Genomic DNA, 21,616 nt, shown 5'->3' on the forward strand with positions numbered 1-21,616 from the left:
TCCATGCGCATCGAATCCATCCGCCAGCAACTGCGCGCCCATGGCGCCGGCCCCGCCCACGAGCAGCGGGTGCTGCGCCTGTGGGCCCAGGCCAAGCCGCAGGACAGCGGCCGGCGGCGGCTGGAAGACTTCATGCCGACGACGGTGCGTGAGTTGCTGCCAGCCTTGAGCGCCGAGCTGGCCGGCCTGGCCACGCTGCGTTCGCAACACCCGGGCGAAGACGGCTCGGCCCGCCTGCTGGTGGCGCTGGCCGATGGTCAGACCGTGGAGAGCGTGCTGTTGCCGCGCGACGGCCTGTGCGTGTCCACCCAGGTGGGCTGTGCGGTGGGTTGCGTGTTCTGCATGACCGGACGCGAGGGCCTGCTGCGCCAGGTGGGCAGCGCCGAGATCGTGGCCCAGGTCGCCCTGGCGCGCACGCTGCGGCCGGTCAAGAAAGTGGTGTTCATGGGCATGGGCGAGCCCGCCCATAACCTGGACAACGTGCTCGAAGCCATCGACCTGCTGGGCACGGTGGGCAACATCGGCCACAAGAACCTGGTGTTCTCCACCGTGGGCGACCCGCGGGTGTTCGAGCGCCTGCCCCAGGGGCGGGTCAAGCCGGCGCTGGCCTTGTCCTTGCACACCACGCGCGCCGAGCTGCGCGAGCAACTGTTGCCGCGCGCCCCGCGCATCAGCCCCGATGAACTGGTGGACCAGGGTGAGCGCTATGCCCGCGCCACCGGCTACCCGATCCAGTACCAGTGGACACTGATTGACGGCGTCAACGACAGCCAGGAGGAACTCGATGGCATCGTGCGCCTGCTGCAAGGCAAGTACGGCGTGCTCAACATGATCCCCTACAACAGCGTGCCCGATCTGCCCTTTCAACGCCCCAGTTGGGAGCGTGCCGCCGAGATTGCCCGCCACCTGCATCGGCGCGGTGTGTTGACCAAGCTGCGCCAGTCGGCCGGGCAGGATGTGGAGGGGGGCTGTGGCCAGTTGCGGGCGCGCAGCCAGGCTGAAGCGCCGCAGCAGCCTGTGCATTGGGCGCCCCGACCTGAGAACGTCAACACGTTCTGAAGGCCTGCTCAGTGGCGCGATGACTGCATCGGGTCCAGCCGCTCGCCGCGCAGCAGGGCCAGGGGCGAGCGCCAGTAGATCTGCACGTTGTGGATCGGATCGGTGATGATCTTGAAGGCCCAGGCCAGGCCCCAGGCCGGGCTGCGCAGCACGAACAGGTGCAGCGTGCGCAGCAGCAGCCCCGTCACCCCCAGGGCCAGCCACAACAGGCCCACGTCGTGGGCATGGCCGGCCAGGCCAGCGCCCGGGTGGATCAGCCCGAACAGGTCAGGCCGCAGGGCCAGCAGCACCGGCAGCGCCAGCCACACCCCGATCAGGATGGCCTTGCGGCGCATGTTGTAGCCGACCTTGATGGCTTCCTTGTGGGCATCGCTGGCCTGGTTCACGGTGTCGTAACCGCGGGGCTCGAAGAAGATGTGCCCCGATTGGCGCGTCACCATGCCGACCAGCCAACCCACCATCGCGGCCGCCGCCGGGTCGACGAACAGCAGGCCGTAGGCGCACAGAAAGCTGATCGCGCTGATCAGGTGCAGCGTCTGGTTGATGCGGCACTGGTGGTAATAACGGTGGTCGTTCCAGCGCAGGGTGTCGACTTTCTGCAGGAAATCACGCACGGCAAACTCCTAGGTCATGAAAAAGGAATGACCGCAGCGTGACCGGCCCGCATGAAAGTGAATTGACAGCGGGGTGACCGGGCGATGTCACATGGCCTTTCCTTGATCTGGATCGAATCCCGAGCGGGTGGGCGTTCAGTGCAGGGTCAGCGGCTGTGAGCTGGTCTTGACCCGCACCACCGCGGGCCGGGCTTCGTAGCCCACGGACGTCCGGCCCAGCAGGGCCGCCGTCAAGGTGCTGACCTGGCGGGCGATCGGTTCGATGTAGCGGCTGGCCGCCCCGTCGACCGTGATGCAGTCGCCCAGGGCGTGGATGCCGGGCTGGCTGGTGGCCAGCGTGGCCGGGTCCACTGCAATCCCGTCGCGCCAATGCAAGCCGGCGCTGCGTGCCAGCCGGCCGGGCGTTTGCAGGCCTGCGGCCACCACCACCTGGTCCACCTCGTGGTGCTGGCCGCCAGCGGTGTGCACCTGGTAGCGCCCGCTGGTGGCCGAGCGGGTCACCTGGGCCACGGTCTGGGCACCCTCGAAGGTGATGGGCAGGCCCTTCCAGGCGGCCAGCAATTGGGCCCCGGCTGCCTGGCTCTGCCAGCGGGCCAGGGGTTCGCGGGCCGCGTCGAGCAGGCGCACCCGGTGGCCGCCCAGGGCCAGGTCGTTGGCCAGTTCGCAACCGATCAGCCCGGCGCCCAGCACCAGCACGTCGCGCGGGCCGTCGCCCAGGGCCTGGCGCAGGCGCTGGTAGGCCGCCAGGTGGTTGATGCGCCAGCACAGACCGGGCGACAGCCCCGCCGGCAGCGCGGCCTCGGCCCCATGGGCCAGCACGAGTTGACGGTAGGGCAGGTTGCCCCGGGTGGTGCGCAGTTGTCGCGTCTCGATGCAGACGCGCACCGCGTGGGTGTGCGGGAGCAGGCGCAGGTTCAGTCGCCGGGCCGCTTCGGCCCCGCTTTCCTTGACCAGGCTCTCGGGGGCCAGGTGGCGTGCCAGTGCCACCGAGAGCAGCGGCTTGTCGTAGCGGTCGCCACTGCAGGCACTGACCAGGGTGATGGGCAGCCCGGCATCGTGCTGGCGCAGGCTTTCCGCCAGTTGCCAGCCGGCCTTGCCAGCGCCCACGATGACAACGCCCGCATCGCCCCGGCGCACACGCACCAGGGGCGCCGAGGTGTTGGGCAAGGGCTGTCGATCGGTGCCCAGGCCGGGGGGCGTGTAGGGCGAGAAGTCGCTCTTGGTCACGCCGCACAGGGGGCAGGCCCAGTCCTCTGGGATGTCGGCAAAGCGGGTGCCCGGGGCCAGGCCGCTGTCCGGGTCGCCCAGGGCTTCGTCGTACAGGTAGCCGCAGGCGTGGCAGATGTAGGTTTGCCAGGCCGGGGCCAGGGCGTCGACCGCCAGGCCCACGGGGCTGGGGCGGGTATCGGGCTGGCGGCTTGGGGTGTTCATGCGGGCAGCTCCTCGGCACTCAGGCGGGCGATTTCCTTGCGCAAGTGCTTGATGGCGGGCGTGACGATGGCCACGAAGTGCGATTCACGCACCCGGCGTTGCACCTCCGAGCTCATCAGGTAGCCCCGTGCGCCCTGGTGCATCAGGGCCGACTGGGCCGCACGCAGGCACAGTTCTGCGCCGTGGGCGCGGGCGTCCAGCACGTCGATGAAGAAGTCTTTGTCGGTGCTGTAGGGGGTGCGGGCCAGCTGCATGACGCGCGCGCTCAGCTCGTCGAGCTCGGCCTGCAAGGCGTCGGGCCGGTCTTCCAGGTACTGGTTGACGTGGCCCAACTGAGGTTCCACCGCCCACATCGAGTCGATGGCACCCTGGGTGATGCCCACGGCCATGCCGCATTGCAGCATCACGAAGGCGGCCCGGATGCGGGCAATGAAGGGGCGTGCCGGATCGGCCATGAGTTCGGCCTCACCCACGAACAGGTCTTTCACGCGCAGGGCATAGGTGGCCGTGCCCTCCATGCCTGAGAACGAGGGGCATTCGCGCAGCTCCACCCCGGGCGCGTCGCAGCGCAACAGGAACATGATCTCGTGCGCCGGGGCGGCGCCGTCCTGGGGCGATACGGCGGCAATGGCGCCGCAGTAGTGGTCCGGCCCCAGGTTGCTGACCCAGGGCAGGGTGCCACTGACCCGGTAGCCGCCGGCCACCGGGGTCGCCTTGAGCAACAGGCTTTCGATTTGCGCAAAGCTCTTCATCGGGTTGGACAGGGCGGTGCCGCCCAGGCGTTCACCGCGCACATGGGCGGCCAGCACCTCGCCACCCAGCGCGGGCTGGCCCGACTGTTGAAGGTACAGGCCGGCCACCGCCTGGCACCACATCATGAAGCCGGTGGCGCCGCACACCCGGGACACCTCGGCCATGGCCTGGATGGCCAGCGCGTAGTCGCCCGGCCCGTGCTCGCTGTCCAGGTGGGCACTCATGGCGCCAGCGCCGGCCAGGGCCCGCAGCACGTCGCGCGGGTACAGGCCCTCTCGATCAATGGCCTGCACCTGCTCGCGCAGGGGGCCCTGGGCCACGGCGCGGGTGGCCGCCAGCAGGTCGCCGGCTCGAATTTCGGGGGGCAGGTCAGCGGGGTTCATGCTCAAGTCCTTGAGGTGGCTGCAGGGGCTGCGGAGCGGGCCGGTTCAAACCGTCAGTCAGCCAGGCTGATGGTGAACGGGATCGGGTTGCGCAAGGTGTTGGCCACCGGCGAGTAGAAGTTGGCGTGCTGCACGATGTCGTCCAGCACCTCGCGTGGGGCGTCGCCCTCGATCACCACCTTCACGCGAATGGCCTGGAAGCCCATTTCAGGCGGTGTCTTCTCAAGCGCGCCACCGGCGCCCCAGGCGGCCGGGTTGCCGATGTCGCCCTCCAGAAACACTTCCAGCTTGCTCAGCTTGATTTGCTTCCAGGTGGCCACGGCGGTGATCCCCACCGCCAGACAGCCGCCCAGACCCGACAGCACGATCTCACCCGGCGCGGGGGCGGTGTCCTGGCCGAACAGGTGCAGGGGCTCGTCCACCACCACCGGGGTGTGCGTGCCCACGGTGCTGAGCGAGCGGTACTGGCCCTCCATCACCGTGTGGACTTTGTTGGTGCCGCGGCTGGCGGGGTTGGCCCGGCCCTTGGCGGCGAAGGCGGCCAGGCCCTCGCTGTCGATGGGGCGCAGGTAGGCCTTGACGGTGGTGGGGGTGGCGAGGGCGGAAGCGTCGGTCATGGGGTGGGTCCTTGATGGGGTGGGGGCAGGGCCATCGGCCCCGGCCTGCCTGCTTCATTGCAACCCACGTGCCAAGACCGGTTTGACACGATCAGAACGCTTGAAACCAATATCCTGATTGAATTGTTTGCTCTGGATATGAGAGCAAATTGGACGGCGATTGCGAATCGGCCAGGCCGCTTGTGTCGACCTAATGTCGACAATTTGTCGACCTGTTCAGCGCAGGCCGGCCTTGCGCAGACGGTAGGCAAACTGGCGCAGGGTCAGGCCCAGGCTCTGGGCCGCGCGGGACTGGTTGCCGTGGTGTTGTTGCAGGGCTTGTTGCAACTGGGCCACCGGGTGGGCGTGCACGCTCTGGTAATCGCGCACCAGCGGGGCGGGTGAGGCCTCATCGGCGGCGGCGGCGGCCTCGGGCCAGCCCGCAGGGCCCGGCGGCCTGACCCGCATCGGCGGGGCGCCGGCCTGGCCACTGTTCTGGCTTTGGCGCAGCAGGCGCAGCAAATGGGGCTGGGTCACGGCACTGTGCTCGCTCAACAGGACCAGGCGCTCGATGAAATTGCCCAGCTCGCGGATGTTGCCGGGCCAATCCTGGTGCGTCAGGGCTTGCAGCGCCTCGGGCGTGAGGTTCACATTGCGCTGGTGGGCCTGATTGGCCCGGCTCACGAAATGCAGGGCCAGGGCCTGGATGTCCTCGCGCCGCTCGCGCAGCGAAGGCAGGCGGATCGGGATCACGTTGAGCCGGTAATACAGGTCCTGGCGGAAGCGGCCTGCCTGCACATCGGCCGACAGGTCGCGGTGGGTGGCGGCGACCAGGCGCACGTCCACCCGTTGTTCGCGGCGCCCACCCAGGCGCACCAGCGTGCCCTCTTGCAGCGTGCGCAGCAGCTTGGATTGCAGGCCCAGGGGCAGCTCGCCGATCTCGTCGAGAAACAGGGTGCCGCCGTCGGCCTGCTCGAACCAGCCCGGGCGGGCCGCCACGGCGCCGGTGAAGGCCCCCTTCTCGTGCCCGAACAGCTCGGACTCGAACAGCGTCTCGGGGATGGCGGCACAGTTCACCTTGATGAAAGGGTGGTCACGTCGCCCGCTGGCCAGGTGCACCGCGCGAGCGAACAGCTCCTTGCCGGTGCCCGATTCACCCAGCAGCAGCACGCTCACGCTGGCCTGAGAGACCTGCTCAAGCTCGCTCAGGGCCTGCAGCAGGGCGGGCGAACTGCCGATCAGCCCATAGCGTGCCGCATGGGTTTGCAGGGCGTGTGCCAGCTGGGTGTTGCGGGCTTCAAGCTGGCTCGTCTGCTCGCTCACCAGTTGCTGCAACTGCAGCAGTTGCCCGGCCAGGGTGGCCAGCACGCGCAGCAGCGCCAGGTCGTCGTTCAGGTGGCGCTGCCGGCTGCGGATGCGGTGGCAGGCCAGCACGCCCAGGGTCTGGCCCTTGGCCGTGATCGGCAGGGCGATGAAGGCGACGGTTTCGGGCGGCAGCTCGGCCCGGCGTACCGAGCGGAACAGAAACAAAGGCTCGTTGTCGATGTCCTGCACGAGGGCGGGTTGCCCGGTGGCCAGCACGCGCCCGGTGATGCCTTCGCCCACCGCATATCGGCCGCGCTGGGCTTCGGCACGTGTGAGGCCATAGGCATGCTGGATGCGGGCCTGGGCCGACTCGGGCTCGCGCAGCACGATGCGGCCCCGGTTCAGGCCCAGCAGTTCGCTCATCAAGTGCAGCATCTCGCGCAACACGGTCTCGGGGCTGAGGCTGCGGCCGACCAGGCGCATCACTTCGTGCATCAGCAGCAGCTCCTGGGCGCGCCAGTCGGTGGTCGGCATCCGGGCGGAGGGCGGGTTCTGATCAGGGGGCTGGGCCATGCCGGCGGCCATGCAGTTGCCGTGCCAGCCCGAAGGGGGCGGTGTCCGAGGTGGGGTCAGAGCAGGATGTCGCTGCTGCCCGGGCACAGCAGGCGCGGAAATTCGCGCATGGGCAGCCAGGCAGCGGTGTGCTCCGGGCTGTGCCAGGGGGGCTGGCGGCTGAGGTCCGGCGGTGTTTCGAATTCGCGGTACTGGCCCTGGCCCAGGTAGATGGCCCAGCGTCCGCCGATGGGCCGCCGGGTATCCAGCATCCCGGGGCTGGGCGGTGGGCGCAGCCAGACGCGGTCGCCCGGCACCGCAAAGCCCGAGGGCAAGGGGGCTTCAGGGCTGCCGATCTGGCGCATCAGAGCCTGATGGAATTCGCAATCGCGCACGGGTCGGTGCTGGAAGCGGGCCTGCAAGCGGCTGTACAACGCCGGGTGGTGGCGGCGCGTTTCCTCGGCCAGACCCAGCAGCAGCACATACTCCGAGGCGCGGTAGGGCGAGAGTGCAAACCCCGGGCCCTGGGCGGGTTGCAGCAGGGCCTGCAAGGCCGCCGTCAGGGGGCGCTCGGGGCGCAGCAGTGGGGGGTGGCCCGGTTGCAGCTGCCAATCTTCGGGCGGATGGCGCGGCCCGGTCGGGTCGGGGTGGAGCCGGGTGTCGCGTGCCGCCTGCACAATGCCCTGGCGCACCCGCACGGCGGCCGCCCATTCGGCATGGCTGGGAAACGTGAACGCCACCGGGCTGAGCAGCAGCGCCACCACGATCTCGCGCGCCAGATCGTCCGCGTGCCGGGGGTCCAGGGCCAGGGTTCTGGACAGGGCCCGGGTGTCATGGCCCGGCGCCCAGTGCTCGATCAGGGTCGGCTGCAGTGCCACCTGCATCGCGGGTGCCGTGGTGGCATCGCCCGCCAACAATTGAACATCCACCAGGCTGGCCAGGCCCAGCTGCTGCAACTGCTCCATCAACTGCCAGTGGCCTTGCTGCAAGGCTGCCTTGCTGCTTCCCTGAAACACCACGCCGCAGGCCCCGGGCGGTGACGCCAGGGGAGGCTGCCCGGAGGGCGGAGGGTGGAGTTGGGTGGGCGCGCTCAGCATGTCCTCAGTATCGACAGGCTGATCGCAGCCATACAACCGTGAAAACCCGCCGCCGAGCACCGGCATCCCCCCTGGAAACCCGAAGCCCATGCTCAAGCGTGGGTGATCCAACTGGCGTAGTCGGGGTGGTCCAGATGGGGCAGGGTGTTGTAGGTGACCAACGAATGCCGCTTGGGGTTGAAGTGGAATTCGGTCACCGAACTGTTGCGGATGCGCAGGTTGAGTTCGATCGTGGCTTCAGGGGTGGTGCCCAGGATGTGGCCCACCGCAGTCGAGATGGGCCCACCGCTGGAGACCAGCAGGACGTTGCCCTCGCAGTTCTGGCGCACGTGGTCCAGGGCGCTGCTCACACCGTGCACGAAATCGTTGTAACTGGGCATGCCGCGGGGGCTGACCACCCCAGCCATCCATTGCGTCAGGCCGTCACGCAGCAGGCGAAAGTGGTGCCGATACAGTTCGGGGGTGTCCGGCTTGGGCAGGGGCATGGGGTGGATGGCCTGGATCACCGCCTCGCTGTCGTACTCGTTGAGGCCGGGCCACAGAACGGGCTGGGCCTGCCAGTCCAGGCCCCGGGCGATGCCGGCAAAGGTTTCCTGGTGGCGGCGCAAGGTGCCGGTGATGACGGCCTGGAACTCCAGACCCTTGCCTTTGAAGTACTCGCCCAGGCGTTCGCTCTGGCGGTGACCGAGCTCACTGAGTCGGTCGTAATCATCGGCGCCAAACGAGGCCTGGCCATGGCGCACAAGGTAAAGGGTTCCCATGGGCGGATTCTGTCAAGCGCCCACAGACCGCACAGTCGCCGCGGCGACCGATTCGTCGGAAAACCGTCACATGGGTGACGGCACTGGGTGGCTTGGGTGCCTCAGGCGCCCGCCAACACCCCTGCCATCACGCCCGCATCGACATTGCCCCCCGACAGGGCCAGGCCCACGGTCTGGCCGCGCAGGGCGCTGCGCTCTTGCAGCGCGGCGGCCAGGGCGGCGGCGCCGGCACCTTCGGCCACGTTGTGGGTGTCGGTGAACAGCGCCCGCATGGCCTGGGCCACTTCGGCATCCGTGACCTGCACCAGGTGGTCCAGGCCGGGGCCCAGCACGGCCAGGGCGGCGGCATCGGCGACGCGGCAGGCCATGCCGTCGGCCAGCACGGTGCTGACCGGGGCTTCGACCACGCGGCCGGCCGCGATGGAGTCGGCGTAGGTGGTGGCATGGGCACTGACCACGCCGACGATGCGTGCGCGGTGGCCCAGGGCCTGTTTGGCGGCAATGGCCGAGCAGGCGCCCGAGCCTTGGCCGATGGGCACGTAGACCACGTCGAGTTCGGGCACGGCGCGCAGGAACTCCCACCAGTAGGTGCTGACACCGCGCAGCAGATCGGGGTGGAAGCTGGGCACCATGTGGGCCCCACGGGTCTGGGCCAGGGCGATGGCGTGCTCGCGGGCGGCCTGGAAGTCGTCGCCGTGCTCGATCAGGTTCACCCCCAGGCAGCGCATGGCGGCGTTCTTTTCGGTGGAGTTGCCGTGCGGCACGACGATGGTGCAGGGCACGCCATGCGACCTGGCGGCCCAGCCGATGCTTTGGCCATGGTTGCCCCGGGTGGCGCTGATCACCTCGCGCGGCAATTCGCCGCGCCGGGCGAGTTGGTCGAAGTAGGTCAGGCCGCCGCGGATCTTGAACGCGCCCACCGGGGTGTGGTTCTCGTGCTTGAGCCAGCAGGTAGTGCCCAGGCGCTCGCTCAGCAGGCCCCACTGATATTGAGGGGTGGCCGGGAAGGCGCGGTAGACCACCTCGGCGGCGGCTTCGATGTCAGCCAGGTTGGGCAGGCTGGCCTGGGGCAGTGCGGTGCTCACAGGTCCACCGTCCCTTCGATGCAGGTGACGCTGGCGCCGCCGACCCAGACCTGTTGCTGGTCGTCGCAGTCGATGTGCACCCGGCCTGCGCGGTCCAGGCAGGTGCCCTGGGCGGCCACGTAGTGGCGGGGGGCATGGCCGTCGGCGATCAGCCATTGGGCCAGGCTGGCGTTCAGGCTGCCGGTGACGGGGTCTTCCAGGATGCCGATGGGCGCGGCAAAGGCGCGCACCTCCAGCGTCGGGGCGGTGGGATCTCCGGCGGGGGCGCTGCTGCTGCGCGGGGTGGCGCCGAAGGCCCGGGCCTCGCGGTTGGAGCGTGCGATCAGGCCGGTGCGCACCTCGGGGTGGTCGATGGCCACCACGCCGACCTTCTGGCCCAGGGCCTTGAGTTCCAGGTGATCGGGCTGCAGGCCCAGCACCGTCTGCGGGTGGTCCAGCAGCAGGCCCATCCAGACCGGGCCGTTGTCCAGCACCTGGGCCGCCAGCACCTGCTGGGGCTTCAGGCCCAGGGCTTTGGCCACCTGGGACAGCACGGTGGGGCTGGGGTCGCTGCGCCGCAGCGTGGGGGCGGCAAAGGCCAGGCGCTGCCCGGCGCCGCTGCCTTCGCGCCGGATGCGCACGAGGCCGACGCGGCATTCCTGCACCACGTGGGCGGCCGAGCGCGGTTGCCCGCCGGCACGCAGCCAGGCGTGGCAACTGCCCAGCGTGGGGTGGCCGGCAAAGGGCAGCTCACCGCCGGGGGTGAAGATGCGCACCTGGTAGTCGGCCCCCTGGGCGCGGCCCGCTTCGGTGGGGGGCAGCAGGAAGGTGGTTTCGGACAGATTGGTCCAGCGCGCAAAACGCTGCATGGCTTCATCGTCCAGGCCGCTGGCATCCAGTACCACGGCCAGGGGGTTGCCGTAACCGGCCGTTTGGGTGAAGACGTCGACTTGTTGGAAAGGGCGTTGACTCATGGGGCACTCGGGGATTCTTGGGGTGAGAGGGCGCCTGCCTCGGGGCAGGGGCTTCATCCCCGAGGCCAGGTGGTCGCGTCAGCCCAGCGCCTGGCGCAGGGTCTTGGCGAGGGCAGCGACGCCGATGTTGATCTGCTCGACGCTGGCGGTCACGAAGGACAGGCGCAGGGTGCGCGGGTCTCCGTGGTCGGCATAGAAGGGGGCACCGGGCACGAAGGCCACGTTGTTCTCCACCGCCAGGGGCAGCAGCTTCACGCTGTCCAGCCCCTCAGGCAGGCGCAGCCACAGGAACATGCCACCCACGGGGCGGTTCCACTGCACACCCAGGCCAGCGAACTCGCGGTCCAGGGCGGCCAGCATGGCCTCGCACTGGGCCTTGTAGAGGGCGCGGATCTTGGGCACGTGGGTGTCCAGGAAGCCGTCCTTGATCACCTCGGCCACCATGCGCTGGTTGAAGGTGGGGGTGTGCAGGTCGGCCGCTTGTTTGGCTTGCAGCAGCTTGGGGTAGATGGCCTTGGGCGCCACGATGTAGCCCAGGCGCAGGCCTGGCGCCAGCACCTTGGAGAACGAGCCCAGGTAAATGGTGTTCTCGGGGTTGCGCGCGGCCAGGGGCAGGGCCGGCGGGGCGTCGAACCACAGGTCGCCGTAGGGGTTGTCCTCGACGATGGGCAGACCGATCTCGGCGGCCTTGGCGGCCAGCGCGGCACGGCGCTCCTCGGTCATGGTGCGGCCGGTGGGGTTCTGGAAGTTGGGCAGCAGGTAGACGAAGCGGGCGCGGTCGGCCGCGCTGCCGTCACCGATGGCCTGGCGGGCCAGGTCTTCCGGATCCGGGCCTTGCTCGTCGCAGGCCACGTTGGCCACCCGGGGTTCCATGGGCGTGAAGGCCTGCAGGGCGCCCAGGTAAGTGGGGGTTTCCACCAGGATGCGGCTGCCGGTGTCGATCAGGATCTTGGCCACCAGGTCCAGACCTTGCTGGCTGCCGGTGGTGATCAGCACCTGGTCGGGATCGACGTTCCAGGGCAGGTGGTCGGCGATGAACTGGCGCAGCACCGGCAGGCCTTCGCTGGAGGCGTATTGCAGCGCGGCGGCGCCATCTTCGCGCAAGACCTTGGCGCTGGCGGCCGCGAAGGCCTCGATCGGGAAGGTCTTGGGCGACGGCAGCCCACCCGCAAAGCTGATGATGCCGGGCTTTTCCGTGACCTTCAGGATTTCACGGATGGCCGAGGGATTCATCTTTTGGGCGCGTGTGGACAGCGTCCAGCTGGGGGTGCTCATGAGGCGTTTCCTTTCGTTGGCAGGGAGCTCAAAACGTGATTGTCGGTGTTTGTGGGCGCGTTCACCGGCGACTTGCGTCCCAGGAACACGGTCAGCACCACGGCGGCGGCGAACAGCGCGGTGCCCAGGTCCAGTCGCTCGCCGAGCAAGGGCACGGCAAACAGCATGGACAAAAAGGGTTGCAGCAGTTGCACCTGGCTGACCCGCACGGTGCCCCCGAGGGCCAGCCCCCGGTACCAGGCAAAAAAGCCCAGCCACATCGAAAACAGGGCCACGTAGCCGAAGGCCAGCCAGGCCGAGGCAGGCAAGGCCTGTTCGGGGCGGCTGCCCCAGGCCAGCGGCAGCGTCAACGGCAGGCCCAGCAGCAGTGCCCAGCAGATCACATGCTCGGCCGGCATCTCGCGTGACAGGCGCCCGCCATAGGCGTACCCCACGGCGGCGCAGGCCATGGCCAGCAACAGCAGCCCGTCGGCCGGGCTCAGGCCCAGGCCCGTCCCCCCCGCATGGGTCAGCGCAAACACCACCACCAGGGCGCTGCCCAGGCCGGCCCAGGCCCAGAACTGCCACGAAGGCCGTTGGCGATGCAGCACGGCGCCCACGGCGGCGGTGGCCAGGGGCAACAGGCCCACGATCACGCTGGCGTGCACGGCCTGCACGTGGCGCATGGCCAGCGAGGTGAACAACGGAAAGCCGAACACCACGCCCAGCGCGGTCAGCAGCAGGGGCAGACGCTGCGCGGCGGTCGGCCAGTGCGCCCGGGTGGCCAGCAGGTAGCCGGCCGAAAGGATCGCCGCCACCACGGCGCGGCCCATGGCCACGAACAGGCCTGACATCAGGGGAGCCTCGGGGCTGCCCACGGCCAGCCGGGTCATGGGCAGGGTCAGGGCGAAGATGGCCACTCCCAGGGCACCCAGCCAGAGGCCGCGGCGCAACAGAGGGTCGGATCCCGTGCTGAGGTTGTTCACAGTGCGCTCCAGAGCAGCCAGGCCGCCGTGCCCGCCAGGGCGGCGGCCATGACGCGGTTGAACACCAGCAGGCGCTGGCCATGGGCCAGCCAGTGCCGCAGCATCGAGCCCACCAGGGCGTAAGCCAGGTTGCTGAAGAACGCAAAGCACAGCATCACCGGCAGGATCAGCAAAAAGCGTTGCATTGGCTCCGCCTGGCCGGCCACAAAGCCGGCCACGATGGACAGGGCCAGCATCCAGGCCTTGATGTTGAGGAACTGCAGCATCACGCCCTGGCCGAAGGTGACTTGCAAGCGCGAGGCATCGGCCTGGGCCAGTTGGCGGCTGTTCATGAGGCGCGAGGCCAGCCACAGCAGGTAGGCGACACCGGTCGCCAGGATGGCCCAGCGCAAAGCTGGCAAGGCCAGGATCACGGCGCCCACCCCGGCCGAGCACAGCGCCAGCAGCAGCGACCAGCCCACCGGCACCGCCAGCACGAAACGCATCGCCCGGCGCAGGCCGAAGTTGGCCGCCAGGGCGGTCGACAGCGTGGTGTTGGGCCCGGGGGTGAAGCTGCTGGCCGTGGCCAGCAGCAGCAATGCGGAAAATTCTTGCCAGCTCATGTCGGTCACTTTATAGTTTTTGACCAACACAGGGCCAATACAGTTTGTTCGACATTTTCACAATCTGTATTGGCAAAACCTTCAATACAGTTTTGCCCATGCTGACGCGTCACGCCCAACAATCCCTGACCGAACAACTGGCCGAGCGCTTTGCCGAACGCATCCGGGCCCGTCTGCTGGCGCCCGGGGCACGCCTGCCTTCGGTGCGTGAATGCGCCCGCCAGCAAGGCGTGAGCGCCTACACCGTGGTGGCGGCCTACGACCAGTTGCTGGCCCAGGGACTGGTGGAGGCGCGGCGTCAACGAGGTTTCTTTGTGCGCGATCTGGTCAGCCCCGAGCCGCCGGGCCCGACGCCTCAGCGCAGTGCCGCTGCCGGGGTGCTGGGCGAGGCCCTTCATGCCCTGCCTTCGGGCTCGCATGTGAACGCTGCGGCGCTGATCCGGGGCATGTTCCACCAGGCCTCGAACAAGCCACAGCCCGGCTCGGGGGTGCTGCCGCCGGATTGGCTGGAGACCACCTTCATGCCGGCGGCGGTGCGCAAGGTGACCAGCACACGGGCGCTGCAGGAGAGCTCCTTGCGTTACGGCGATCCGATGGGCGACGCCGAGCTGCGCCGGGTGCTGGCGCAGCGCCTGGCCGGCCTCAACATCCGGGCGCAGCCGCAACAGCTCATCACCACCGTGGGGGCCACGCACGCCCTGGACATCGTGAGCCGTACCCTGCTCAAGGCGGGTGATCCGGTGATGGTGGAGGAGCCGGGCTGGTCGGTCGAATTTGCCCGGCTCGATGCCCTGGGCATGCGCATCCTGCCCGTGCCGCGCCTGGCCGATGGCCCGGACCTGGCGGTGATGCAGCGCTACTGCGAGGTGCACGCCCCCAAGCTGTTCGTGAGTGTGAGCGTGTTCCACAACCCGACCGGTCACTGCCTGACCCCGGGCAGTGCTCACCGGGTGCTGCAACTGGCGACCCAGCATGATTTTCACATCGTCGAAGACGACACCTATGGCCACATTGCACCCGACCATGCCACCCGGCTGACCGTGCTCGATGGCCTGCAGCGCAGCATTTACGTCAGTGGCTTTGCCAAGATCCTGGCGCCCAACTGGCGGGTGGGATTTTTGGCGGCGCCACCCGATCTGGTGGAGCGCTTGCTGGACACCAAGCTGCTGGCCACGCTGACCACGCCCTCGCTGCTGGAAAAGGCCCTGGCCCTGTGCATCGAGCAGGGGCAACTGCGCCGCCATGCCGATCGCATCCGCACCCGGCTGGATGCCGCCCGGGCCCGCACGGTGAAGCTGGCGCTGCAGGCCGGCTGCACCTTTGTGGCCGAACCGGCCGGCATGTTCGGCTGGGTGGACACCGGGGTGGACACCGATGTGCTGGCGCAGCGCATGCTGGACGAGGGCTATCTGCTGGCACCGGGCGCGTTGTTCCACGCCAGCCGCAAACCGGGCACGCTGATGCGCATCAACTTTGCCACGGCGCAGGACGCCGCGTTCTGGAAGGTATTTGCCCGGGTGGTGGGCGAAGGCCGCTGAGGCGGCGGGCCGCCGGCTTGCTGACGCCTCAGCTGCGGGTGGCCGCGTTGGCCGGCACGTGCTGGCTCAGCAAGGTGTGCAGCAGGGCGCGGTTCAGGTCTTCGGTGTCGAGCTCATGGGCGTGGCGCAGCGCCCGCACGGTGGCCGTGTCGGCGCTGTCGATGGCGCGGGCCAGATCGAGTGCCGGCAGGTAGGGGCCGGACTGGGTGACGTTGGCCGAGTAGATGCGTTCGGACAGCGGCAGGCGGTGCAGGATGTTGCCCAGAGGCTCGTTCATCAACACGTCGAGCTGCGAGAACAGGCCGCACAGGTAGACCTCGCGGCGCAGGTCTTCTTCGATGCCGGCGTCCAGAATGTGCTCCATCAGGCGGGCCCGCAGCACCATGCCCTGGCGCACCGGTTGCAGGTTGAGGTCGGTGCCGGCGTGGGGCAACTGGCCGACCAGCCAGCGCTCCAGCTGGGTGTAGCCCATCATCATCAGCCCTCGGCGCAGTGAGTCGATGCCGGTGCGCAGGCCTAAAGCGGCCGAATTGGTCAGGGTCAGGAAGCGGTAACTCAGAATGGGTTCTTCGCTCAGGATGTCTTCGATGACGTCCATGGACTGGTCTTGCCCGATGGCACGCAGCAGGCGCTCGATGATGCTGCGTGCCGGGGCCAGTTCGCGCCCGCGGTGGCCGTACAGAACGTCGTCGTCGGGCCAGCCCAGCAAGGCCAGGCCGTGTTTCTGGTCCAGGCAGTGGTCGATCAGGGCGGCGCTGGCGATGTTCTCGTAGTAGTGCCCAGGCTGCACCGGGCTGCGCAAAAAGGCGGTGGAAGGCGCGTTGGGCTGGCGTTTCTGCTGCAGTGCGGCCTGCAGGGCGGCGGCGGCATCCTCAGGCTGCAGGCTCAGCAGGCAGCGGTGCACCGGGCGGTCTGGGGCCGGCGGCGGCATGTGGCGCACATCGCCGCGCCAGATCACACGCAGGCCACGTCGATGGGCTTGAACCACCCGGCTCTGCAAGCCGCCGTCGGCCTCCAGCCAGTCACCGGGCACCTCGATCTGAGGTGACTGGGCGTCGCCGTGTTCCAGCAGGCCTGCCAGCAGGGCCGGGGTCTCGGCACACAGCAGCAAGGGTGGCGCGTCAGCGGTCCAGAGCTCGTCGAGCGTGCGCAGCAGGTGGGGGGCGTCGACCGGCATGGCCGGCTCGGGGGCCACGCGCAGCTGGACACCGGCCAGTTCGCGGTTGCGACCCCACAGAGGGCGGTAGCCGAGGGTGATGCTGCCCAGGACGGATTGGACCATTCGATGTGCTACTTCAGGAAATCAAACAGGGACATGCTCTGGATCTGAGCATAGGACTTCAGAGCCGCCTGGTAGCCCGTGGTCTGGTTCTGGAAGTCCGAGATCCCCTGAAGCATATCCAGATCTTCGGCTCTTGAGCGGTCGCCTTCGAGTTGGACCGCCTTGGTCTGCTGGTTCGAGTCAATCACGTCGGCCTGGTTCAGGTAGTCGCCGGCCAGGCCCCGTGCCGCCTGCACCGAGACGTAGGCGTTGTCGAGCGAGGCGAGTGAGCCGCTGACCGAGGCCTGGGCACTGGTGCCGCTGCTGGCGTTCTTGATGCCCGCGATGGCGCTGTCCATGACGTCGAAGATCGAGGCCTTGGGCTTGACCGTGAAGCTGTCACCGGCCGCGGGGGTGCCGGTCAAGGTCATCTGTTGATCGGCGTTGCCGGCGCCGCCAAAGGTCACGGTGCTGCCGGACATGGTCAGGCTGCCCGAGGTGGTCGGTGGGGTGGCCGACAGGTTGGTGACGGTGTAGGTGGTCCCGGAGGTGAAATTGATCTGGTAGTTGTTGCCGGCCAGCACATTGGGCGAGGTGGGGACCAGGATGGTGCCGGCACTGGCGGTGGCCGTGCCCGTGTTGGCCGACTGTGCACTGATGGCGAAGGCACCGGTGGTGGGGCTGACATTGGCAAAGGCCGCCTGACCATCGATGGTGTTGGGAATGGTCAGGTCGGTGCCATTGGTCTGCCCGCCCAGGCCTGCGAACACCACGCCCGCCGTGGCATTGGGCTCGATGAAGGGCGTGTTGGTGCTGCCCAGGCCGCCAAACAGGGCCTGCCCGTTGGCATCGGTGGTGTTGGCGTAGGTCAGCAGTTGGTTGCGCAGGGTGGTCAGCTGCGAGGTGATGGTGCCCAGGTCGCTGGCGGTGTTGGCGCCATTGCCGGCCTGCACCAGCAGTTCACGAAAGGACTGGATCGCATCGCTGGCTTGGCCAAGCACGGTTTCTGCGTGCGACATATTGTCTTTTTGCAGTGACAGCGCGCGTTGCTGGATGGTGACCTGGGCCGAGCGGGTGATGGCGCGCTCGGCCTGGGCGGCCGCTGTGGGGTCGTCGCTGGGTTTGAGCACGCGCTTGCCGGACGTCAGATTGCCCTGCAACTGGGTCAGCCGCGACTGGCGGCCACCAATGTTGTTGATGGCGGAGGCATAGGCGTCGGCCGATCCGACGCGGGCGAAGAAGTTGGACATGGGGTCTGCCTTTCAGCCACTCAATGGGTTGGGTCAGTGCATGACCTGCAGCAAGGTGTCGAAGATGCTCTGGGCGGTCGACACGATCTTGGCCGAAGCCTGGTAGGCCTGCTGGTATTGAAGCAGGTGGGCGGCTTCTTCGTCCAGGTTGACCCCCGAGACCGAGGTGCGGGCGGCTTCGGCGTTGGCCGCGATCGAGCCCGAGACATCGGCCGCGTACTGGGCACTCTGGGCCCGCACACCGACTTGGGCCATCAGGCCGGCGTACAGGTCGGACATCGGGGTCTGGTCGGCCGTGACGCTGCGCGAGGCCAGGCCCAGCATGGACTTGGCATTGCCGCCGTCGTTTTTCTGGATGCCCGTGGTGGGTTGTTTCACCGTGACGCTGTCACCGGTCTGCGGTGTGCCGGTGAGGGTCAGGTTCCAGCCATTCCAGCTGATGGCCTGGCCTGGCGTGTAGTTGGCGCCTGTGGCCAGTGTGGTGCTGGTGGTGGTGTCCACCACGTTGTACTGGTTGGCACTGGTGAAGGTGATCTGCACCGTGTCGTTCAGGTTGGCGTTGTTGGCGTAGTAGGTGGCCGGGCTGCCGGTCTGCAGGGCCCAACTGGCGGGCGATGCCGGTGCGGCAGCAATGGCCTTGACGGACAGCGTGCCCTGGTTGGCCGCCGCCGGTGTGGCCACGACCGGGTTCGACATGGCCAGCGACGCCGGCGACGACAGGGCCACGCTCATGGTGCTGGCGGCCGTGTCGTAGGGGCGCAGCAAGAAGGTGTCGCCAGCGGCGCCACCGGCACTGCTGGGCAGGGCATTGATGGACAGGCCCCCCACGGTGTAGGAGGGCGGCGGCCCGGCGGTGGTGACCATGCTGCTGGTGACGTCGATGGGCCCGTTGGCCGTGTTGGCCATCACCTTCGCAATGGTCGGGCTGCCGCCCGAGGGCGCCCCCAGGGTGATGGTGTAGGTGGCCACGTCCAGGGCCTGGTCGTTGGCCACATAGGCCCCCAGAGCGGCTGCGGGGGCACTGTTGGTGGCGCCGGCAATGGCGGTCATGCTGATCGGTGCGAACAAGGCCTTGCCGGTGTTGCCATTCAGGTCGACACCTGCAAAGTGCTGCTCGTTCATGTCCGTGGTCACCGCCACCGCCATGCGCCCGAGCAGGTTGCGGGCTTCGGCCAGGTCGGTGTTGTGAAAGCGCAGCAGGCCCACGGCTTCGCCGCCCCCCAGGGCGTTCTCGTCAACCTCTGTGGTCTGACCGTTCCCGGCCTGGGTGATCGTGAGCTTGAGGGTGTTGCCATCGCCCGGAAATTCAATCGGCTGGGAGAAGTTGACGGTCGCGGCCTGGGCGCCCAGCACCAGCGGCTGGTTGGCCAGGAAGATGCTGAGGGTGCCGTCGTTCACCTTGACGGTGGTGGTCTGCACCTTCTGGTTGAGCTGGCTGAGCAGGTTGTCCCGCTTGTCCAGCAGGTCGTTGGGCGGCTGGCCCGAGCTTTGAGCGAAGGAGATCTGTGCGTTCAGGCTGGCCAGCTGCTGGGCCAGCGAGTTGATCACGGTCTGGTCGTCCTTGAGCTGCAGCTGGGTGTTTTGCTGCAGGTCGCTGAGCTGGGTGCTGGCGCTCTGGAAGCGCGAGGTCATTTCCTGCGCCTGGGTGATGGCCACGGTGCGTGCGGTCAGGTCGGTGGGCGCGTTGGCCACGTCCGAGAACGCGTTGATGGTGTTGTTGATGGACTGTCCCAGACCATTGGTGCCCCCAAGGAAGATGTTCTCCATCTGGGCCACCTTGTCGGCCCGTGCAGCGTCCAGCGACTTGATGGACGCGGTGGCGGTGGCCTGTTTGGTGAGGAACTCGTCGTACACGCGCTGCACGGTCGAGACTTCGACGCCTTTGCCGATGTAGCCGCTGCCGGTGAAGTCGCCCTGCACCGCACTCATCACCGCGGTCTGGCGCGAATAGCCAGGGGTGTTGACGTTGGAGATGTTGTTGCCGGTGACCTGCAGGGCCACCTGGTTGGACATCAGGGCGCGCGCGCCCAGGTTGAGCAGGCCGCCACTCATGCGACACCTCGCCAGGGTTGGTTGCGCTGCAGTTGCTGCGTGGTGTTGATGGCCTTGCTGAGCTTGCTGGCGTAGGACGGGTCGGTGGCGTAGCCGGCGCGCTGAAGTTCATTGGCAAACGCGACCACCGAGCCGGTCTGCTGGCGGGCATTGGCGTAGCGAGGGCTCTGGTTGATCAGCTTCGCGTAGTCCTGGAACGACTGCTCGTAATTGTCGTAAGCGCGGAACTTGGCGGTGGTCTTGCGGGCTTCGCCGTTCACGTACTCGGTGGTGGTCACCGTGGCGACCTTGCCCGTCCAGCCCGGCCCGGCCTTGATGCCGAACAGGTTGTAAGAGGGGCTGCCGTTGGCATTCTTGATCTCGTGCTTGCCCCATCCGGTCTCATGGCCGGCCTGGCCCAGCATGTAGCTGGCCGGGATGCCGCTTTGCTGCTCGACCTTGGCGGCGGCGCCTTGCAGGCGCTGCACAAAGGCGGCCTGGCTGGCGGTGGTCTTGACCGGCGTGGCCGATGTGGCCGCGGGGGTGGCCTGCGACTTGGCGGGCAGCACGGTGCTGAGTCGATTGCCCAGCGACAGCGTGCTGGGGGTCTCGAAGGCCGGTGTTTCGGGCACGCCCATCTGGCGCGACAGTTGTTTGGCGATCAGGTCGGACAGGCCGCCGGGCTTGCCTGACATCTGCACCGAGAACTGCTGGTCGAGCATGTCGGTGCCCATGTTTTCCTGGGCGCTGTCGAGCATGCCCGACTTCATGGTGGCCTCGCGCATGCTCTTGAGCATCTCGCGCATGAACAGCGATTCGAACTGCTTGGCCGCCTCCTGGATCGCGGCGGGATCTTTTTGCCCGGCCTGGAGTTTGAGGTTGTCGAGCGACCTCGAGTCCGTGGCGAGCTGGTTGTTGACCAGCGGCGAGAGTGCCATGTCAGATCACCTCCAGCTCCGCGTTCAGAGCGCCTGCAGCCTTGATGGCCTGAAGAATGGCCAGCAGATCCTGCGGGGTGGCGCCCAGCGCGTTCAGGGCGCGCACCACATCGGCCAGTTGTGGCGAGGCCGGCAGGTTCATGATGATGCCCGGATCCTGCTTGATCTGGATATCGGCCTTCTGGGCCACCACGGTCTGGCCGCCCGACAGGGCATTGGGCTGGCTGATCACCGGGGTCGAGCTGATGGTGACCGAGAGGTTGCCGTGCGCAATGGCGCAGGGCCCCAGGGTCACGGCCTGGTTGAGCACGATGGAGCCGGTGCGCGTGTTCATCACCACCTTGGCTGCTGGCACCATGGCTTCGATGGGCAGCTCTTCCAGGTCGGCAATGAAGTTCACCCGGGCGTTCGGGTCGTTGGGGGCCTTGACCTGCACGGTGCGGCCATCCAAGGCGCGGGCAATGCCATTGCCGAGTTTGTTGTTGATGGCAGCGGCCACGTGGCGGGCGGTCTGGAAGTCGGAGGCGTTCAGGCCCAGGCTGATGGTGTCGCCCTCCTGCAGCGGTGTGGGCACCGAACGCTCGACCTGGGCACCGGCCGGGATGCGGCCTGCGCTCAGGTGGTTGATCTGCACCTTGCTGCCGCCGGCTGAGGCACCGGCGCCACCCACGACCAGGTTGCCCTGAGCCAGGGCGTAGATCTCGCCATCCACGCCGCGCAAGGGGGTGGTGACCAGGGTGCCGCCCTTGAGGGACTTGGCGTTGCCGATCGAGGAAACGTTGATGTCGATGGTCTGGCCGGGCTGGGCGAAGGCTGGCAATTGGGCGGTGACGATCACCGCGGCCACGTTCTTGAGCTGCAGCTGGGCCGAGCCGACGGGCAGGGTGATGCCCAGTTGCTGCATGTAGTTGGACAGGCTCTGGGTGGTGTAGGGCATCTGGGTGGTCTGGTCACCCGTGCCATCCAGTCCCACCACCAGGCCATAGCCCGTCAGCGAGTTGCTGCGCACGCCCTGGATGGCGGCCACTTCCTTGATGCGGATCGCCTGCGCAGGCGTGCCGGTCAGTGCCAGGGCCATGAGGACCAGGGTCGCCAGGCACCGGACCCAGGGGCGGGTGTCTTGCCTGGCGCTTGTGAATGCGAGCATGGAGTTCATGCTTCACATTC

Annotated in this window: 19 protein-coding genes; 2 read left to right on the top strand and 17 right to left on the bottom strand. The window is 68.2% G+C overall.

Features of this window, described 5'->3' with window-relative positions; genetic code table 11:
- Positions 1–3 precede the first annotated feature (3 nt).
- Complete coding sequence (locus tag AC07PT_RS19205; protein ID WP_494657743.1) at positions 4–1,059, top strand: RNA methyltransferase; 1,056 nt, start codon at positions 4–6, stop codon at positions 1,057–1,059.
- Between the two features lie 8 nt (positions 1,060–1,067).
- On the opposite strand, the gene AC07PT_RS19210 is transcribed toward AC07PT_RS19205, so the two are convergent.
- From AC07PT_RS19210 to AC07PT_RS19265, 12 genes are all read right to left on the bottom strand, one after another.
- Positions 1,068–1,673, bottom strand: coding sequence for a hypothetical protein (locus AC07PT_RS19210; RefSeq protein ID WP_494657744.1), 606 nt, complete (start codon positions 1,671–1,673; stop codon positions 1,068–1,070).
- Positions 1,674–1,808: 135 nt separating this feature from the next.
- A complete protein-coding gene (locus tag AC07PT_RS19215) occupies positions 1,809–3,104 on the bottom strand; it encodes an FAD-dependent oxidoreductase (RefSeq protein WP_494657746.1) in 1,296 nt (431 codons plus the stop codon).
- A complete protein-coding gene (locus AC07PT_RS19220; RefSeq protein WP_494657747.1) occupies positions 3,101–4,240 on the bottom strand; it encodes an acyl-CoA dehydrogenase family protein in 1,140 nt (379 codons plus the stop codon). Before AC07PT_RS19220 ends, AC07PT_RS19215 begins: the two co-directional genes overlap by 4 nt.
- A 53-nt stretch (positions 4,241–4,293) precedes the next feature.
- Positions 4,294–4,857 carry an OsmC family protein gene (locus tag AC07PT_RS19225; protein WP_492349244.1) on the bottom strand — a complete coding sequence of 188 codons (564 nt, stop codon included), beginning with the start codon at positions 4,855–4,857 and terminating at the stop codon, positions 4,294–4,296.
- A gap of 216 nt (positions 4,858–5,073) precedes the next feature.
- Positions 5,074–6,726, bottom strand: coding sequence for a sigma-54 interaction domain-containing protein (locus AC07PT_RS19230; protein ID WP_494657748.1), 1,653 nt, complete (start codon positions 6,724–6,726; stop codon positions 5,074–5,076).
- 44 nt (positions 6,727–6,770) lie between these two features.
- Positions 6,771–7,790, bottom strand: coding sequence for a TGL-type protein-glutamine gamma-glutamyltransferase (locus AC07PT_RS19235; protein ID WP_494657749.1), 1,020 nt, complete (start codon positions 7,788–7,790; stop codon positions 6,771–6,773).
- A 92-nt stretch (positions 7,791–7,882) separates the two neighbouring features.
- Positions 7,883–8,551, bottom strand: coding sequence for a histidine phosphatase family protein (locus AC07PT_RS19240; RefSeq protein WP_492349241.1), 669 nt, complete (start codon positions 8,549–8,551; stop codon positions 7,883–7,885).
- A 101-nt stretch (positions 8,552–8,652) separates the two neighbouring features.
- Positions 8,653–9,636, bottom strand: coding sequence for a threonine dehydratase (locus tag AC07PT_RS19245; RefSeq protein WP_494657750.1), 984 nt, complete (start codon positions 9,634–9,636; stop codon positions 8,653–8,655).
- Positions 9,633–10,589 carry a PhzF family phenazine biosynthesis protein gene (locus AC07PT_RS19250; protein ID WP_492349239.1) on the bottom strand — a complete coding sequence of 319 codons (957 nt, stop codon included), beginning with the start codon at positions 10,587–10,589 and terminating at the stop codon, positions 9,633–9,635. Before AC07PT_RS19250 ends, AC07PT_RS19245 begins: the two co-directional genes overlap by 4 nt.
- 78 nt (positions 10,590–10,667) lie before the next feature.
- Positions 10,668–11,864 (bottom strand): aminotransferase-like domain-containing protein, encoded by a 1,197-nt coding sequence (locus tag AC07PT_RS19255; RefSeq protein ID WP_492349238.1) that lies wholly within the window; start codon positions 11,862–11,864, stop codon positions 10,668–10,670.
- Positions 11,861–12,829, bottom strand: coding sequence for a DMT family transporter (locus AC07PT_RS19260; RefSeq protein WP_492349237.1), 969 nt, complete (start codon positions 12,827–12,829; stop codon positions 11,861–11,863). Before AC07PT_RS19260 ends, AC07PT_RS19255 begins: the two co-directional genes overlap by 4 nt.
- Positions 12,826–13,431, bottom strand: a complete 606-nt coding sequence (locus AC07PT_RS19265) for a LysE family translocator (protein ID WP_494657751.1) — start codon at positions 13,429–13,431, stop codon at positions 12,826–12,828. The genes AC07PT_RS19260 and AC07PT_RS19265 overlap by 4 nt, the downstream gene beginning before the upstream one ends.
- 98 nt (positions 13,432–13,529) lie before the next feature.
- On the opposite strand from AC07PT_RS19265, the gene AC07PT_RS19270 reads away from it, so the two are divergent.
- Positions 13,530–14,969, top strand: a complete 1,440-nt coding sequence (locus AC07PT_RS19270; RefSeq protein ID WP_494657752.1) for an aminotransferase-like domain-containing protein — start codon at positions 13,530–13,532, stop codon at positions 14,967–14,969.
- A 28-nt stretch (positions 14,970–14,997) separates the two neighbouring features.
- Here AC07PT_RS19270 and AC07PT_RS19275 read toward each other — a convergent pair whose 3' ends face one another.
- Genes AC07PT_RS19275 through AC07PT_RS19295 form a run of 5 tightly spaced genes read right to left on the bottom strand, consistent with a single transcriptional unit; the run spans position 14,998 to position 21,605 of the window.
- Positions 14,998–16,251 carry an HDOD domain-containing protein gene (locus AC07PT_RS19275; protein ID WP_494657753.1) on the bottom strand — a complete coding sequence of 418 codons (1,254 nt, stop codon included), beginning with the start codon at positions 16,249–16,251 and terminating at the stop codon, positions 14,998–15,000.
- Positions 16,252–16,259: 8 nt separating this feature from the next.
- Positions 16,260–17,480: a flagellar hook-associated protein FlgL gene (gene flgL / locus AC07PT_RS19280; RefSeq protein WP_494657754.1), complete on the bottom strand. Its 1,221-nt coding sequence runs from the start codon at positions 17,478–17,480 to the stop codon at positions 16,260–16,262.
- A gap of 33 nt (positions 17,481–17,513) precedes the next feature.
- Positions 17,514–19,532, bottom strand: a complete 2,019-nt coding sequence (gene flgK / locus AC07PT_RS19285) for a flagellar hook-associated protein FlgK (RefSeq protein WP_494657755.1) — start codon at positions 19,530–19,532, stop codon at positions 17,514–17,516.
- Positions 19,529–20,449 carry a flagellar assembly peptidoglycan hydrolase FlgJ gene (flgJ, locus tag AC07PT_RS19290; protein WP_492349231.1) on the bottom strand — a complete coding sequence of 307 codons (921 nt, stop codon included), beginning with the start codon at positions 20,447–20,449 and terminating at the stop codon, positions 19,529–19,531. Before flgJ ends, flgK begins: the two co-directional genes overlap by 4 nt.
- A 1-nt stretch (position 20,450) precedes the next feature.
- Complete coding sequence (locus AC07PT_RS19295; RefSeq protein WP_492349230.1) at positions 20,451–21,605, bottom strand: flagellar basal body P-ring protein FlgI; 1,155 nt, start codon at positions 21,603–21,605, stop codon at positions 20,451–20,453.
- Positions 21,606–21,616: the final 11 nt, after the last annotated feature.

Source organism: Curvibacter sp. GW821-FHT09D12, from assembly GCF_059416245.1.